Source organism: Streptomyces sp. NBC_00250 (genome assembly GCF_036192275.1).
In the GTDB taxonomy this organism is placed as follows: Bacteria; Actinomycetota; Actinomycetes; order Streptomycetales; family Streptomycetaceae; genus Streptomyces.
In genome coordinates, this window is sequence record NZ_CP108088.1 from 3,022,847 (window position 1) to 3,037,390 (window position 14,544).

Genomic DNA, 14,544 nt, shown 5'->3' on the forward strand with positions numbered 1-14,544 from the left:
AACCCCCGTTCGGCCGAGTGTCCCGTCCCCTCACCACACCGTTGCGCAGTCGTACCCCCCGTACCCCCCAGGAGGCATCCCGGTGACCGCCCGCCCCGCAGGCAAGTCGGCCCGCAGCACCAAGTCCCCCAAGCCCCCCGCGCCCTCCGCGCCCCGGAAGGCGCCACCGCTCGATCCGGGTGACCGGGCCCGGCTGCTCGCCGGGGAGCACCACGATCCGCACGGCGTGCTCGGTGCGCATCCGGTGCGGGGCGGTGTGGTGGTCCGGGTGCTTCGCCCGTGGGCGACGGAGGTGACGGTCGTCAGCAAGGGCAAGCGGGTCCCGCTCACGCCCGACGGCGACGGCCTCTTCTCCGGACTGCTGCCGCTCCTCCGCAAGGTGCCCGCGTACGAGCTGCGTGTCCGTTACGACGGGCCGGACGAGCTCGCCGTACAGGACCCGTACCGCTTCCTGCCCTCCCTCGGAGACCTCGATCTGCATCTGATCGGCGAGGGCCGCCACGAGGAGCTGTGGACGGCCCTCGGCTCCCACCCCATGACGCACGGCGGCGTCTCCGGCACCCGCTTCGCGGTCTGGGCGCCGAACGCGCGCGGCGTGCGGGTCACCGGTGACTTCACCCACTGGGACGGCACGGGGCTGCCGATGCGCTCGCTGGGTTCGACGGGCGTGTGGGAGCTGTTCGTGCCGGGGGTCGGCGAGGGCGCGCTCTACAAGTACGACATCACGCGGCCCGACGGGACGCACACCGTCCGCGCGGACCCGATGGCCCGCCGTACCGAGTGCCCGCCGAACACCGCGTCGATCGTCACCGAGTCGCACTACACCTGGGACGACGCGGAGTGGATGGCACGTCGCGGGGCGCGCCCGCACCACGAGGCGCCGCTCTCCGTGTACGAGGTCCATCTGCCCTCCTGGCGACCCGGACTGACGTATCGCCAACTCGCGGAGCAGCTTCCCGCGTACGTCCGGGACCTCGGTTTCACGCATGTGGAGCTGATGCCGGTCACCGAGCATCCCTTCGGCGGCTCGTGGGGCTACCAGGTCACCGGCTTCTACGCGCCGACGGCCCGCATGGGCACCCCGGACGACTTCAGGTTCCTGGTCGACGCGCTGCACGCGGCGGGCATCGGGGTCCTGATGGACTGGGTCCCGGCGCACTTCCCGAAGGACGACTGGGCGCTGGCGGAGTTCGACGGGCGGCCGCTGTACGAGCACGAGGACCCGCGCCGCTCACACCATCCCGACTGGGGCACGCTGGAGTTCGACTACGGCCGCAAGGAGGTGCGGAACTTCCTGGTGGCGAACGCCGTGTACTGGTGCCAGGAGTTCCACATCGACGGCCTGCGGGTGGACGCGGTGGCGTCGATGCTCTACCTGGACTACTCGCGGGAGCACGGCGAGTGGCTGCCGAACGAGTTCGGGGGCCGGGAGAACCTGGACGCGGTGGCCTTCCTGCAGGAGATGAACGCGACGGTGTACCGGCGCTGCCCGGGGATCGTGACCTTCGCGGAGGAGTCGACGGCCTGGGACGGCGTGACGCGGGCGACGGACCAGGTGGGGCCGGGCGGCTTCGGCGGTCTGGGCTTCGGCATGAAGTGGAACATGGGCTGGATGCACGACTCCCTGGAGTACGTGCAGAAGGAGCCGGTGCACCGCAAGTACCACCACCACGAGATGACCTTCTCGATGGTGTACGCGTACAGCGAGAACTACATCCTCCCGATCTCCCACGACGAGGTGGTGCACGGCAAGCGGTCGCTGGTGTCGAAGATGCCGGGCGACTGGTGGCAGCAGCGCGCCGACCACCGCGCCTATCTGGGCTTCATGTGGGCCCACCCGGGCAAGCAACTGCTCTACATGGGGCAGGAGTTCGCGCAGGGTGCGGAGTGGTCGGCGGACCACGGGCCCGACTGGTGGCTGCTCGACCCGGCGTACGGGGCGGAGCCGGACCACCGGGGGGTGCGGGATCTCGTCCGCGACCTGAACACGGTGTACCAGGCGACGCCCCCGCTCTGGGAGCGGGACACCGTCCCGGAGGGCTTCCAGTGGGTGGTCGGGGACGCGTGCGAGGACAACGTCTTCGCGTTCCTGCGCTTCGACGCGTTCGGCTCGCCGCTGCTCGCGGTGTCGAACTTCTCGCCGGTCGTGCGGCACGACTACCGGCTCGGCGTGCCGGACTCGGTGGTCGCCTGGTCGGAGGTCCTGAACACGGACGCCGGCCGGTACGGCGGCGGGGACGTGGTGGGGCGGGACCCGGTGAAGACGGAGTCGGTTGCGCACCACGGCCGTTCGGCCAGCATCCGGATGACGCTGCCGCCGCTCGCGACGGTCTGGCTGCGGCCGGCCTGAGCCCCGGAGGGGGGTAGAGGACTCTACCTGTCCGAGAATTGACGATCAATCAGTTGATCGTTCACTCGTTCGGGCATCCCGCTCCCCGTTCGGCTATCTTCGCTCCACTGACCAGGCCGACAGGTCCAGAGGGGCGGGGACAGGATGCGGGAAACCGTCGAGCGGCGCCTGTCGCCACGGCTCTGCCATCGGGTGCGCGGTGAGGACACCTTTCCCGTCGAGTGGCGGCCGCTCGACGGGAAGGACCGCTTCGCGGTGCGGGCCACCTGGCCCACCGGCCACCCGTTCTTCACCCCCGTCCGCCGGGGATCGGAGCCGTGCCATGACCCGCTCATGGTCGTCGAGACGCTGCGGCAGGCCACGATGGCCCTCCTGCACGCGGTTCACGGGCTTCCGCTGACCCGGCACATCCTGCTGAGCGAGATCTCCCTGAGCTGCGACCCGACGGGCCTCACCGTCGCCGGCGAGGAACCCGACATCGAGATCCGGTTCGCCGAACTCCGCTCGCGCCGAGATCAGTTGACCGAGATACGGGTGGAGTGGAGCGTGCTGCGTGACGCGTGCGTGGTGGCGACCGGCGGCGCCCACGCGCGGTTGGCCGGTCCCGCCGTCTATCGCAGGCTGCGCGGCGGGCACGTCGAGGCCGGGGTCGTGCGTCCCGGACCGTGGACCCGGCGGGCCCCGGCACCACTGGCGGGGCGGTCGCGGCCCGAGGACGTCCTCCTCGGGCCCAGCGGACGGGAGGGGGTGTGGGAACTGGTCGTCGACACCGCGCACCCCACCCTCTTCCAGCGCCCCAACGACCACATACCGGGGATGCTCTTCCTCGAAGCCGCCCGGCAGGCCGCCTCGGCCGCCGTCTGGCCGCGCCCCTATCTGCCGGCCTCCGTGCGGGTCGCCTTCGACCGGTACGCCGAGTTCGACGGCGGCCCCTGCCTGCTCCGGGCGGAGCCCGGGAGCACGGCGGGGGCCTTCGAGGTCACCGGGTACCAGGACGGCGCGCGGCTCTTCACCTGCGGGCTGCGGAGCGGATGATCCCGAGTCGCTGGGTCGCCCGGGTCAACGCCACGTACAGGTCGTTGGTGCCGTGCACGGCACCCGCGACGATGCCCTCCGGGTCGACGACCAGGACGGTGTCGAACTCCAGGCCCTTCGCATGCCGGGGGTCGAGCAGCACCACCGGCCGGGTGAGGTCGGGAGCCGGGCCGTACGCGGCCTCCGGCAGGGCCGCGATCAGACCCGCGTGCAGCTCGGGCGGGGCGATCACCGCGATCCTGCCCTCGGCGCGCAGCTCGGTCGCCACCGCGTCGGCGGCCTCCTTCACCGGATCGTCGACCGTGCGGTCCCAGGGCTCCACCCCGGTGGACCGCACCGAGCTGGGCGGCTCGAACCCCGGGTCGTCGGCCCTCCGCACCTCGGCCGCGACCGCCATGATCTCGGCGGGCGTGCGGTAGTTGACGCCGAGGCGCACCAGCTCCCAGCGGTCCGCCACGTACGGGGCGAGGATCCGCTCCCAGGCGCCGACGCCGGCCGGGTCGCCGGTCTGGGCGGGGTCGCCGACCAGGGTCATCGAGCGGGTGGGGCTGCGGCGCATGAGGAGCCGCCAGGCCATCGCGGAGAGCTCCTGGGCCTCGTCGACGATGATGTGTCCGAAGGCCCAGGTGCGGTCGGCGGCGGCCCGCTCGGCGGCCGTGCGGTGATCGGCCTCCTCGTGACGCTCGGCGAAGCGCTCGGCGTCGATGATGTCGTGCGCCGAGAGGACCTCGGAGGCGTCCTTGTCATGCTCCTCCTTGTCCTCGAACTCGTAGGTGCGCGAGGCGTAGGAGACGTCGAGGACGCCCTGCGCGTACTGGATCTGCTTCTGGCGTTCGGCCTCCTCGGCGGCACGCGCGGCCGAGTCGTCCTCGCCGAGGAGTTCGGCGGCCTCGTCGAGCAGCGGCACGTCGGCGGGGGTCCAGGGGGCGCCGTCACGGCCGTCGCGGCGGATCTCGTCGGCGTCCGCGTCGGCGAGGTGGGTGGGTTCGGCCAGGTAGTCGGCGAGGAAGTCCTGCGGGGTGAGGGCGGGCCAGAGGGTGTCGATCGCCGCGTACACATCGGGGTTGCCCGCGATGCCCTTGGCGAGCAGCGCGATGTCGTCGGGGCCGAGGAAGTTGGGGCCGCCGTAGGGGTCGGCGCCGATCCGGTCGGCGAGCTGTTCGGCGAGCGCGTCGAGGATCCGGAAGACGAAGTAGGGGCGGGCCAGGTTGTGCGGGAGGGCCGTCTCGCGGGCCTTGTGGCGGGCCTCCAGGGCCATGTCCCAGTCGATGACCAGGTCGCCGTCCTCGTGCGGGACGACGAGCGGTTCGCCGCGCTCGGGCACCTGCTGGCGGTCCCGTACGGCCGCGGCGAGGGCCTCGGCCATGGCGGCGGAGCCCTTGACAGCGGCGGCGCGGGGGGTGTCGGTGCCGGTGGCGCGGACGCCGGGGAACAGTTCGGCGGGGGTGGCGAGGAGGACGCCGGTCTCGCCGAGGGAGGGCAGGACGTTGCCGATGTAGCCGAGGAAGGCCGGGTTGGGGCCGACGATGAGGACGGCCCGCTTGGCGAGCTGCTCGCGGTGCGCGTAGAGGAGGTACGCGGCCCGGTGCAGCGCGACCGCCGTCTTGCCGGTGCCGGGGCCGCCCTCGACGACGAGGACCCCGCGGTGCGGGGAACGGATGATGGCGTCCTGCTCGGCCTGGATGGTCTGCACGATGTCGTGCATCCGGCCGGTGCGGGCGGCGTCCAGCGCGGCGAGCAGCACCTCGTCGGCGTCACGGCTCTCGTGCCCGGTGCGGGTGGCGTCGGCGAGGTCGAGGACCTCGTCGTGGAGCGCGGTGACCGTACGGCCCAGGGTGCTGATGTGCCGGCGGCGGGAGAGCCCCATCGGCTCGTACCCGGTGGCGAGATAGAAGGGGCGGGCGACCTCGGCGCGCCAGTCGACGACGAGCGGGGTGCGGTTCGGGTCGTCCTCGCGGATGCCGATCCGGCCGATGTGGTGGTCGCGCCCGTCCTTGAAGACCAGACGCCCGAAACAGAGCCCGCTCTCCCCCGCGTTGAACGCGGCGAGCAGCCCGGACTGCTCGGCGACCATGACGTCCCGTTCGAGCCGCCCCTGGTTGCTGCCGACCCCCGGGGTGCGCAGGGCCTGCTCGACGGCGGCCTCGGCCTGGTCCCTCAGATCGTCGAGTCGTGTGTAGAGATCGGTGATGAATTGCTGCTCGTTCCGAAATTCCTCGGTTGACAATTCGACTCCCGGCGCGATACAGTGCGTTTATTGAACTTCTCTGCGCCCGTGATGTTTCCGGGCGCAGAATCCATTAATATACGCGAAGAAATACCCCGACTGTCAATTGTAGTCGGGGTATTTCTGTATGCCCTGCGGAAGTGCCGTGGGCTCCGCCTACGCGAGGACGTCCTCCAGCTCCGCCAGGAGGCGGCGCTTCGGGCGGGCCCCGACGATCGCCTTCACGGGCTCGCCCGCCCGGAAGACCATGAGCGTCGGGGTCGCCAGGACCCCGTACCTCACCGTGGTCTCCTGGTTCCGGTCCACGTCGATCTCGACGATCCGGAGCCGCTCCGCCTCCTCCGCGGCGATCGCCGCGAGCACCGGGGTCAGTTGCCGGCACGGCCCGCACCACTCCGCGGTGAACTTCACCAGGACCGGCAGCTCGGCGCCCAGCACCTCCGTACCGAAGTCCTCGTCCGTGACCTCGGCCACACCCTGCGCGTACGCCTTCATCTCCGTCACCCCTCCGTCGTTCCGGCTGATTCCGTGTCCCGTTCCGTACCGAGCTCGCACCGGGGTTCCGGGCCGTGCGGCAGCTCCGCCTCGGCCCTCAGCAGCTGGGCGCCCACCTCGGCGCGCACCGCCTGGAGCTGTTCGATCAGCCCGTCCAGCTCGGCGACCTTCCGCCGGTAGACGGCGATCGACGCGGGACAGGCGTCGCCCGCCGGATGACCGGCGCGCAGGCAGTCGACGAACGGCCGGGTCTCCTCCAGATCGAACCCGAAGTCCTGGAGGGTCCTGATCTGCTGGAGGAGCCGCAGGTCGCCCTCGTCGTACGTGCGGTAGCCGTTCTCCGTGCGCCGGGCGGCCAGAAGGCCACGGGACTCGTAGTAGCGCAGAGTCCGTGTGGTCGTTCCGGCCCGCTCGGCCAGCTCTCCGATGCGCATGTCCACGACCGTAGGCCCTGACGTCGACGTCAAGGCAAGAGGTGCCGGCGTCGAGGCGAGAGATGCGAGGGATCAGGGGCGTGCGGGAGGCAGCAGCGGTTTCCGCTCCACGGGGGAGGAGAGCACGATCGAGGTCGTGGTCCGGCCGAGCGCCGAGGTCTGCTCCAGGACGTCTTCGAGGTGGATGGTGTCGGTCACGGCGACCTTGAGGATCCAGCAGTCCTCGCCGACCACGTGATGGACCTCCAGGATCTCGGGGCGCGAGATCAGCTCCAGGGTCCGCGGGTGCTTCAGGGTGTAGCCGCCGTGCGGGTTCACCCGGATGAAGGCCTGGATGCCGTAGCCGAGGCTGGCCGGGGAGACATGGGCGCCGTAGCCGGTGACGGCGCCGCTCGCCTCCAGGCGGCGGACCCGTTCGGTGACGGCCGCCGGGCTGAGCCGGACGCGGCGGCCCAGCTCGCTGAGCTTGATGCGGCCGTCGCTCTGGAGGAGGTCCAGGATCTGCCGGTCGACGGGGTCGAAAGCGGTCGCCGAGGTTTCGTCGGCGGCTGACCGCGAATGCCGTGGTTCCTTCGGTACGGCGGCCTGGACTCCCATTTTTCCCCCTTCAGACAGCGAACGATCAACGTAACACTTGTCCTGTGAGACAAGGGAGTTGGGAATGAAGGACGTTCTGGTCATCGGCGGGAACCGCTATTTCGGAAAGCGGCTCATCGCCCTGCTGCAGGAATCCGGGCATCGGGTCACGATCCTCAATCGGGGTTCTTCGGGCGCCCCGGAGGGAATCGAGCATCTCGTCGCCGACCGCGACGACGAGGCCGCCCTGGAATCGGTTCTGGCGGGCCGTTCCTTCGATGTCGTCGTGGACCAGGTCTGCTACACCCCGCGCCAGGCGGAGATCGCCCGGCGGGTGTTCGCGGCACGCACCCGGCGCTATGTGATGACGTCGACGGTGGAGGTGTACGAGTACGAGGACTCGGCCGTACCCGTCACCGAGGACGTCCTCGACCTGGGCACGGTCACCGTCGACACCGGCGGGGCCTGGGACGACCCGGAGTTCCGTGAGGCGCATTACGGGGAGGGGAAGCGGCAGGCCGAGGCGGTCTTCGCGGCCGCCGTCCCGCCCTTCGCGTGGACGTCGGTGCGCGTGGCCCATGTACTGGGCGGCGCCGACGACTTCACCGGCCGGCTCGACCACTACGCGCGGCGCGTCCGGGCGGGCGAACCGATCGCCGTCCCGACCGTGAACCGCCCGGCGACCTATGTCTACGTGGAGGAGATCGCCGCATTTCTCGCCTGGGCGGTCGACGCGGAATTCACCGGGCCGGTGAACGCCCATTCCCACGGGCCGCTGACCACTGCGGAGATCTGCGCGGAGATCGAGAAGCGGGTGGGCGGCCGGACCGTCTTCCAGGAGGTGGAGGTCGGCGAGGTCTCGCCGTTCTCCTTCGCCCGCTCGTACGCCATGGACAACTCCCGCGCGGTCGGCCTCGGTTACCCCTTCTCGCATTCCTCCACCTGGCTCGCGGACGCCGTGGCCGAGACGATCGACGAGGTGACGGCGTGACGCGCTTCCGCATGCTGGGGGACGTACGGGTCGGGGCCGTCGGATTCGGCACGATGCCGCTCTCCGTCGAGGGCCGGCCGGACGCGACGCGCGCCGTGGCCACCGTGCACGCCGCGCTCGACGCCGGGGTGACCCTGCTCGACACCGCCGATTCCTACCATCCGCCGGACGGCACGCCCGGCGAGGGCGAACTGCTCCTGGCCCGGGCGCTCGCCTCGTACGGGGGCCGCGTCGACGACGTCCTCGTGGCGACGAAGGGCGGGCGGGGCCGTACGGCGGACGGCGGCTGGACCGTGGACGGACGACCCGCCCATCTGCGGCGGGCCGCGGAGGCCTCGGCGCGACGGCTCGGCTCCGCGCCGATCGGCCTCTACCAGCTGCACAAGCCGGACCCGGCCGTCCCGTACGCCGAATCCCTGGGCGCGATACGGGAGTTGCTGGACGCCGGTACGGTCCGGCTCGCCGGGATCTCGAACGTCGACACCCCGCAGATCCTGCTCGCCCGCGAGATCCTGGGCGACCGACTGGTCTCCGTACAGAACCGCTACTCACCGGCGGTCCGCACGAGCGAGGCGGAGCTACGGCTCTGCGCGGAACTGGGCCTCGTCTTCCTGCCGTGGAGCCCACTGGGCGGCATCTCACGCAGCTCCCTTGACGGCACCTCCACCCAGGAGGAGGACCCTCGGTTCGGGGCCTTCCACCGGGTGGCGCGGGCACGGGGGATCAGCCCGCAGCGGGTGGCCCTGGCATGGCTGCTCGCCCGCTCGGAGACGGTGCTGCCGATCCCGGGGGCGAGCCGGCCGGAGTCGGTACGGGACTCGGCCGCGGCGGCCGAACTGCAGCTCACGGAGGAGGAGTCGGCGGAGCTGAACGGCGCCTGAGAACCCGCCTCGGGCAACGCGTGAGAACTCGCCTCGGGCAACGCGAGAAGGGCGCCCCCGACGGGGACGCCCTTCCCCCGGGGCCCGGATCCGGCTCAAGGCCCGGGACCTGGTTCTGGGTGGGGGCGGGGGGGTGCGGGGAGGACGCGGGGAGGGTACCGCTGCCCGCGGGGCTTCTCCCCCACCCCGCCCCTTCCCGAAACCGGGGGCAGGCCCCCAGCCCCCCGTACGGCCTTCGGCCGTGCCCTCGAACGCCGGGCGGGCGGAAACGACCCCGCGCAGCGGCCCGCCCCGCCCCGTTCCTCAGACGCCCGCCCGCGCCTTCTCCTCGCCCTCATCGGCCCGCTGGTCCGGCACCGGTACGGCAGGCGCGTGATCGTCGACCAGCGTCTTCTCGTCGAACGGGATCCGCCCGGCGAGCACCTCGCCGACCCGCGCCTTGTCGATCTCCTTCGTCCACGTGCCGACGAGCACCGTGGCGACCGCGTTGCCCGCGAAGTTGGTGAGCGCGCGGGCCTCGCTCATGAAGCGGTCGATGCCGACGATCAGGCCCACCCCGTCGACCAGCTCGGGCCGGTGCGACTGGAGACCGCCCGCGAGGGTCGCGAGACCGGCGCCGGTGACGCCCGCCGCCCCCTTCGAGGCGATGATCATGAAGACGAGGAGCGAGATCTGCTCACCGACCGAGAGCGGATCGCCCATCGCCTCGGCGACGAAGAGCGAGGCCATCGTGAGGTAGATCGCGGTGCCGTCGAGGTTGAAGGAGTAGCCGGTCGGCACGGTGATGCCGACGACCGGCTTGCTGACGCCCAGGTGCTCCATCTTCGCGATGAGGCGGGGCAGCGCGGACTCGGAGGAGGAGGTGGAGAGGATCAGCAGGAACTCGCGGCCCAGGTACTTCAGGAGGGTCCAGATGTTGATCCCGGCGACCAGCCTGAGGAGCGCCCCGAGGACGACGAACACGAAGATCGCGCAGGTCAGATAGAAGCCGATCATGATGACGGCGAGCGACTTGAGCGCGTCGACACCCGTCGCGCCGACGACGGCGGCGATCGCGCCGAAGGCGCCGACCGGGGCGGCCCACATGATCATGCCGAGGATGCGGAAGACGAGCCGCTGGATGTGACCGATCCCGCGCAGAACCGGTTCGCCCGCCGCGCCCATGGCCTGGAGCGCGAAGCCCGCGAGCAGCGCGACGAGGAGGGTCTGGAGGACCTCGCCCTCGGTGAAGGCGGAGACGATGGTCTTGGGGATGATCCCGAGCAGGAAGTCCGGGGTGGACTCGCTCGCGCCCTCGGCCTGCTTGGCGCCGGCCTCGGCCAGCTCCTTGGTGAGGTGCAGCCCGGAGCCGGGCTCCAGGAGGTTGCCCACGACGAGGCCGATCGCGAGTGCGACGGTCGACATGAGGAGGAAGTAGCCGAGGGCGAGGCCGCCGACGGCGCCGACCTTCGCGGCCTTCCGGACCGATCCGACGCCGAGCACGATCGTGCAGAAGATGATCGGCGAGATCATCATCTTGATCAGATTGACGAAGCCGGTGCCCAGCGGCTTCAGCTCGACGGCGACGCCGGGCGCCAGGAATCCGACCGCGATGCCGAGCAGTACGGCTCCGATGACGGCCAGATACAGATAATGGGTACGGTCCCGTCGTGCGGCCACGGGGTCCTCCTCGTGCTGATGGGTGTCCACGTCCCGGTGGACTCCGCGAGCATCCATCAGCCTGTGACCGGGGTCACGGTTACGTACGTTTCGTTCACAACCGAAACCACCGCGGGGCTGCGGGGCTGCGTGACGGCAGAACGGCGGGGGCCGGGCGGCAGGGCGCCACGGCGGCAGGGCCGCGACCGGGCCCGGAGGGAACGATTCGGGAACGCGATGCGTCGGCGCACGCTCCCACGTGCACACTTACCCGCATGCGTTTCCCCCTCCCCCACCCCCGCAGCCTGGCCGGCCAGCTCTTCGCGATGCAGGTCGTGCTCGTGGCCGTCGTCGTGGCGGGGTGCGCGGTCTTCGCGTACGTCACGGACCGGGCGCAGGCCGAGGAGACCGCGCGGCGCCAGGCCACCGCCACCGCCGCGGCCGTCGCCGACTCCCCGTCGGTGGTCGCCGCGACCCGCTCCGCCGACCCGACGGCGGTGCTCCAGCCGTACGCCGAGGCGCTGCGCCGTCACGCCGGCGTGGCCTTCGTCGTGATCATGTCCCCGGACGGCACCCGCTGGACCCATCCCGAGCCGGAGCAGATCGGCCGGACGTACCTCGGTCACATCGAGGAGGCGGCGGCCGGCCGGACCTACTCCGAGACCCACCTGGGGGTGCTCGGCCCCTCCGTACGGACGGTGGTGCCGGTCTTCGACGGCGGCCGGGTCGTCGCCCTGGTCAGCGCGGGCATCACGATCGACAAGATCAGCGAGCAGGTACGGGAGCAGGTCACCGCGCTGCTCGGCATGGCGGGCGCGGCGCTCGCGCTCGGCGGCGCGGGGACGTACGTGGTCAACGCGCGGCTGCGCCGCCACACGCACGGCATGAACGCGACCGAGCTGAGCCGGATGCACGACTACCACGAGGCCGCGCTGCACGCCGTCCGCGAAGGGCTCGTGATGCTCGACGGGCGGCGGCGGATCGCGCTCATCAACGACGGGGCGAGGGAGCTGCTCGGCCTGGACGAAGCGGTCGTCGGCCGCCCGGCGGCCGAGCTCGGGCTGCCCGCGACGCTCACCGGCGCGCTGCTGTCCTCGGAGCCCCGGATCGACGAGACACATCTGACGGCCGACCGGGTGCTCGTGGTCAACACCCGGCCGGTGGTGGGCGGGGAGCGGCGCGGCACGGTCGCCACGCTCCGGGATCGTACGGAACTCCAGGCACTGTCAGGCGAGTTGGACTCGGAGCGGGGGTTCACCGAGGCGCTCAGGTCGCAGGCCCACGAGGCCGCGAACCGGCTGCACACGGTCGTCTCGCTGATCGAACTGGGCCGGGTGGCCGAGGCGGTGGAGTTCGCGACGGCGGAGCTGGAGCTGGCCCAGGCGCTCACCGACCGGGTCGTGGACGCCGTCGGGGAGCCGGTGCTCGCGGCGCTGCTGCTCGGCAAGGCGGCACAGGCGAACGAGCGGGGTGTGGAGCTGGTCCTGACCGAGGACAGCCGCATCGACGACGGCCTGGTGCCCGCGACCCTGCCGTCCCGGGACCTGGTGACGATCCTCGGCAACCTCATCGACAACGCGGTGGAGGCGGCGGGCGGCACCCCGCACGCGCGCGTGACGGTGACGGTCGCGGCCCGCACGGGCGACGGCGAGCTGCTGCTCCGTGTCGGCGACAGCGGCCCCGGCGTCCGCCCGGCCGACCGTGACGCGGTCCTGGGCCGCGGCTGGACCACTCGGGGCCCCGGCCGGGGCCTGGGCCTGGCCCTGGTCGGCCAGGCGGTGTCCCGAGCCTCGGGCACACTCGACGTCACGGACGCGGAGGCGGGCGGCGCGGAGTTCACCGTAAGACTGCCGCTACCGGTGCCGGTGCCGGCACCCGTGCCGGTGCCGTCGGCGCGGGAGGGCGTGACGGACGGCCGGATGCGGCCCGAGCCCGCGACGAAGGCCCCGGCGAGCCACCGGCCGGGATCCGATCCCGCACCCCCGACCACGGGAAACCGGGCAGCGGACGGAACCCTGGGGCCTGACATGCCCGCCGGAGCCGGACCGGCCTCCGGGCCGGGCACGGCCTCCGGGCCGGGCACGGCCTCCGGGCCGGGCACGGCCTCCGGGCCGGGCACGATCCCCGGGCAGGGCACGATCCCCGGGCAGGGCACGATCCCCGCCGGAGGCCCGGCCCCCGGGCCGGGCACGGGCCGCGCGGAACGCCCGGCCCCCCGCCCCGGCTCCGACCCAAGCCCAAGCACCGGCACCGGCACCGGCACCGGCCCTACCGAGGTGGTCTCGTGAGTGCGCTGCCCCTTCGGGTGCTCGTCGTCGAGGACGATCCCGTCGCCGCCGATGCCCACGCCCTGTACGCCGGCCGGGTCGAGGGCTTCACGGTCGTCGGGGTCGCCCACTCCCGTGCCGCCGCCGTGCGCCTGCTGGAGCGGACGCCCGTCGACCTGATCCTGCTCGACCTCTACCTGCCCGACGGCCACGGCCTGCAGCTGCTGCGCGCGCTGCGCGCCGCCGGGCACTCCGCAGATGTCATCGCCGTGACCTCGGCCCGCGACCTGGCCGTCGTCCGCGAGGGCGTCTCGCTCGGGGTCGTCCAGTACGTCCTCAAGCCCTTCGCCTTCGCGACCCTCCGGGACCGGCTCGCCCGGTACGCCGAGTTCCGGGCGACCGCCGGCGAGGCCTCCGGGCAGGACGAGGTGGACCGGGCGCTCGCCACCCTCCGGGCCCCGCACCCCGCCGCCCTCCCCAAGGGCCTGAGCGCGCCCACCCTGGAGGCCGTCACCCGGACCCTCCGGTCCACCCCCGCGGGGCTCACCGCCGCCGAGGCCGGCACGGCCGTCGGGATCTCCCGGATCACCGCGCGCCGCTACCTGGAGCACCTGGTGACCGGGGGCCGGGCCGTGCGCGCCCCGCAGTACGGCCAGATCGGGCGCCCCGAGCTCCAGTACCGCTGGCTCGACGGCCCGGCCCGCGGTCACTGACCGACCGACGCCGAAGGGCATCGCGTCCGGGGAAACGACTCCGCGGCGATCGGGCCCTTGCGTCATCGCCCGCGATCGCTGATCGTTTCCGAAGGTCACCGCGCTCGGCCACTGATCGTTTCCGAAGGCCACCGCACTCGGTCACTGATCGTTTCCAAGGTGACCACGCCCGGTTACTGATCGGTTCCGACGTTCCTACGACTCCACACCTTGGGGGAACGCACCGTAGCCAGCCGTTACCCTCCGCACCTACCGTGACCGGGTGCACCAACCCTCACCACCTTTCAACGCCCTGGCCGCGCGCCGCCTCCGTGAGGCCCTCGGCATGGCCCCCGGCCATGTCGCGTACGGCCTCCGCGCGCAGTACGGCCTCTTCGTCAACCCCGACACCGTCGTCGCGTGGGAACGCGGCCGCGCCGTCCCCAACGAACAGGAGCTCACGGCCCTCGCGGGCGTCCTGTGGTGCTCCCCCGCCGAGCTGATCGCCGCCGCCTCCACCCTCCGCGAGCACCGGATGGCACGCGGACTCCCCTCCGAGGAGCTGGCCCGGCGGGTCGGCGTGGCGGCCCACGCGTACCAGCGGATGGAGGACGAGGGACGCTGGCGCGGCACCGAACGCCAGACGGCCGCCCTCGCGGAGGTCCTCGGCCTCGGCCCGCGCGCCCTGATCACCGCGACCGGCGGCGACGAGCGCCTCGCCGAGCTGCTGCGCGACGCCGCCACCACCCGCTGGCAGGCGTACGTGAAACCGGCGGTGAAGATGGTGCCGCTGCCCAAGCAGACCCTGGAGTTCGCCCTGCAGCGCCTGCACGCGGAGTACCACTCCCGGATGGCGGCGACCAGCAGCTGGGGTGCTTCGGCCGCGACCGGCGACGAGGGTCGCGCGTACCTGGACGAGATCACCGGCCACTTCTGGGCCGCGGTCGGTTCCTAGATC

The 14,544-nt window shown here is 72.3% G+C and carries 11 protein-coding genes and 1 pseudogene; 7 read left to right on the plus strand and 5 right to left on the minus strand.

Annotated elements, in window-relative coordinates; translation table 11 throughout:
• Positions 1-82 precede the first annotated feature (82 nt).
• Together glgB and OG259_RS13355 are read left to right on the plus strand one after the other, a co-directional pair.
• Positions 83-2,350, plus strand: coding sequence for a 1,4-alpha-glucan branching enzyme (gene glgB, locus OG259_RS13350; RefSeq protein WP_328942473.1), 2,268 nt, complete (start codon positions 83-85; stop codon positions 2,348-2,350).
• 144 nt (positions 2,351-2,494) lie between these two features.
• Entirely contained in the window at positions 2,495-3,385 is an 891-nt protein-coding gene (locus tag OG259_RS13355; protein WP_328942474.1) for a ScbA/BarX family gamma-butyrolactone biosynthesis protein, read from the plus strand.
• Here OG259_RS13355 and OG259_RS13360 read toward each other — a convergent pair.
• The 4 genes from OG259_RS13360 to OG259_RS13375 all read right to left on the minus strand — a co-directional run bounded on the left by OG259_RS13360 (position 3,360) and on the right by OG259_RS13375 (position 7,138).
• On the minus strand, positions 3,360-5,612 hold the full coding sequence (locus tag OG259_RS13360; RefSeq protein ID WP_328942475.1) for a HelD family protein: 2,253 nt from the start codon (positions 5,610-5,612) through the stop codon (positions 3,360-3,362). The two genes, OG259_RS13355 and OG259_RS13360, sit on opposite strands and share 26 nt — an antisense overlap.
• Positions 5,613-5,768: 156 nt before the next feature.
• Positions 5,769-6,107 carry a thioredoxin family protein gene (locus OG259_RS13365; RefSeq protein WP_328947078.1) on the minus strand — a complete coding sequence of 113 codons (339 nt, stop codon included), beginning with the start codon at positions 6,105-6,107 and terminating at the stop codon, positions 5,769-5,771.
• 5 nt (positions 6,108-6,112) lie between these two features.
• A complete protein-coding gene (locus OG259_RS13370; RefSeq protein WP_328942476.1) occupies positions 6,113-6,541 on the minus strand; it encodes a MerR family transcriptional regulator in 429 nt (142 codons plus the stop codon).
• 72 nt (positions 6,542-6,613) lie between these two features.
• Positions 6,614-7,138: an Lrp/AsnC family transcriptional regulator gene (locus OG259_RS13375; RefSeq protein ID WP_328942477.1), complete on the minus strand. Its 525-nt coding sequence runs from the start codon at positions 7,136-7,138 to the stop codon at positions 6,614-6,616.
• Positions 7,139-7,202: 64 nt separating this feature from the next.
• On the opposite strand from OG259_RS13375, the gene OG259_RS13380 reads away from it, so the two are divergent.
• Complete coding sequence (locus OG259_RS13380) at positions 7,203-8,108, plus strand: NAD-dependent epimerase/dehydratase family protein (protein WP_328942478.1); 906 nt, start codon at positions 7,203-7,205, stop codon at positions 8,106-8,108.
• Positions 8,109-8,119: 11 nt separating this feature from the next.
• Positions 8,120-8,989, plus strand: coding sequence for an aldo/keto reductase (locus OG259_RS13385; protein WP_328947079.1), 870 nt, complete (start codon positions 8,120-8,122; stop codon positions 8,987-8,989).
• A gap of 303 nt (positions 8,990-9,292) precedes the next feature.
• Here the strand turns inward: OG259_RS13385 and OG259_RS13390 are convergent, their stop codons facing one another.
• Complete coding sequence (locus OG259_RS13390) at positions 9,293-10,705, minus strand: cation:dicarboxylate symporter family transporter (RefSeq protein ID WP_443051960.1); 1,413 nt, start codon at positions 10,703-10,705, stop codon at positions 9,293-9,295.
• A gap of 197 nt (positions 10,706-10,902) precedes the next feature.
• Between OG259_RS13390 and OG259_RS13395 the strand changes: the two are divergent.
• From OG259_RS13395 to OG259_RS13405, 3 genes and pseudogenes are all read left to right on the plus strand, one after another.
• A pseudogene (locus tag OG259_RS13395) lies at positions 10,903-12,501 on the plus strand (sensor histidine kinase); the annotation flags it as partial.
• 410 nt (positions 12,502-12,911) lie between these two features.
• Positions 12,912-13,607 (plus strand): response regulator, encoded by a 696-nt coding sequence (locus OG259_RS13400; RefSeq protein ID WP_328942481.1) that lies wholly within the window; start codon positions 12,912-12,914, stop codon positions 13,605-13,607.
• Between the two features lie 325 nt (positions 13,608-13,932).
• Entirely contained in the window at positions 13,933-14,541 is a 609-nt protein-coding gene (locus OG259_RS13405; RefSeq protein WP_328947080.1) for a helix-turn-helix transcriptional regulator, read from the plus strand.
• Positions 14,542-14,544: the final 3 nt, after the last annotated feature.

What these genes read in the sequence shown, in the direction of transcription:
- OG259_RS13355 (WP_328942474.1), top strand. Translation starts at nt 2,495, where the DNA reads ATGCGGGAAACCGTCGAGCGGCGCCTGTCGCCACGGCTCTGCCATCGG.
- OG259_RS13365 (WP_328947078.1), bottom strand. Translation starts at nt 6,107, where the DNA reads ATGAAGGCGTACGCGCAGGGTGTGGCCGAGGTCACGGACGAGGACTTC.
- OG259_RS13370 (WP_328942476.1), bottom strand. Translation starts at nt 6,541, where the DNA reads ATGCGCATCGGAGAGCTGGCCGAGCGGGCCGGAACGACCACACGGACT.
- OG259_RS13375 (WP_328942477.1), bottom strand. Translation starts at nt 7,138, where the DNA reads ATGGGAGTCCAGGCCGCCGTACCGAAGGAACCACGGCATTCGCGGTCA.
- OG259_RS13380 (WP_328942478.1), top strand. Translation starts at nt 7,203, where the DNA reads ATGAAGGACGTTCTGGTCATCGGCGGGAACCGCTATTTCGGAAAGCGG.
- OG259_RS13385 (WP_328947079.1), top strand. Translation starts at nt 8,120, where the DNA reads ATGCTGGGGGACGTACGGGTCGGGGCCGTCGGATTCGGCACGATGCCG.
- OG259_RS13390 (WP_443051960.1), bottom strand. Translation starts at nt 10,705, where the DNA reads ATGGATGCTCGCGGAGTCCACCGGGACGTGGACACCCATCAGCACGAG.
- OG259_RS13405 (WP_328947080.1), top strand. Translation starts at nt 13,933, where the DNA reads ATGGCCCCCGGCCATGTCGCGTACGGCCTCCGCGCGCAGTACGGCCTC.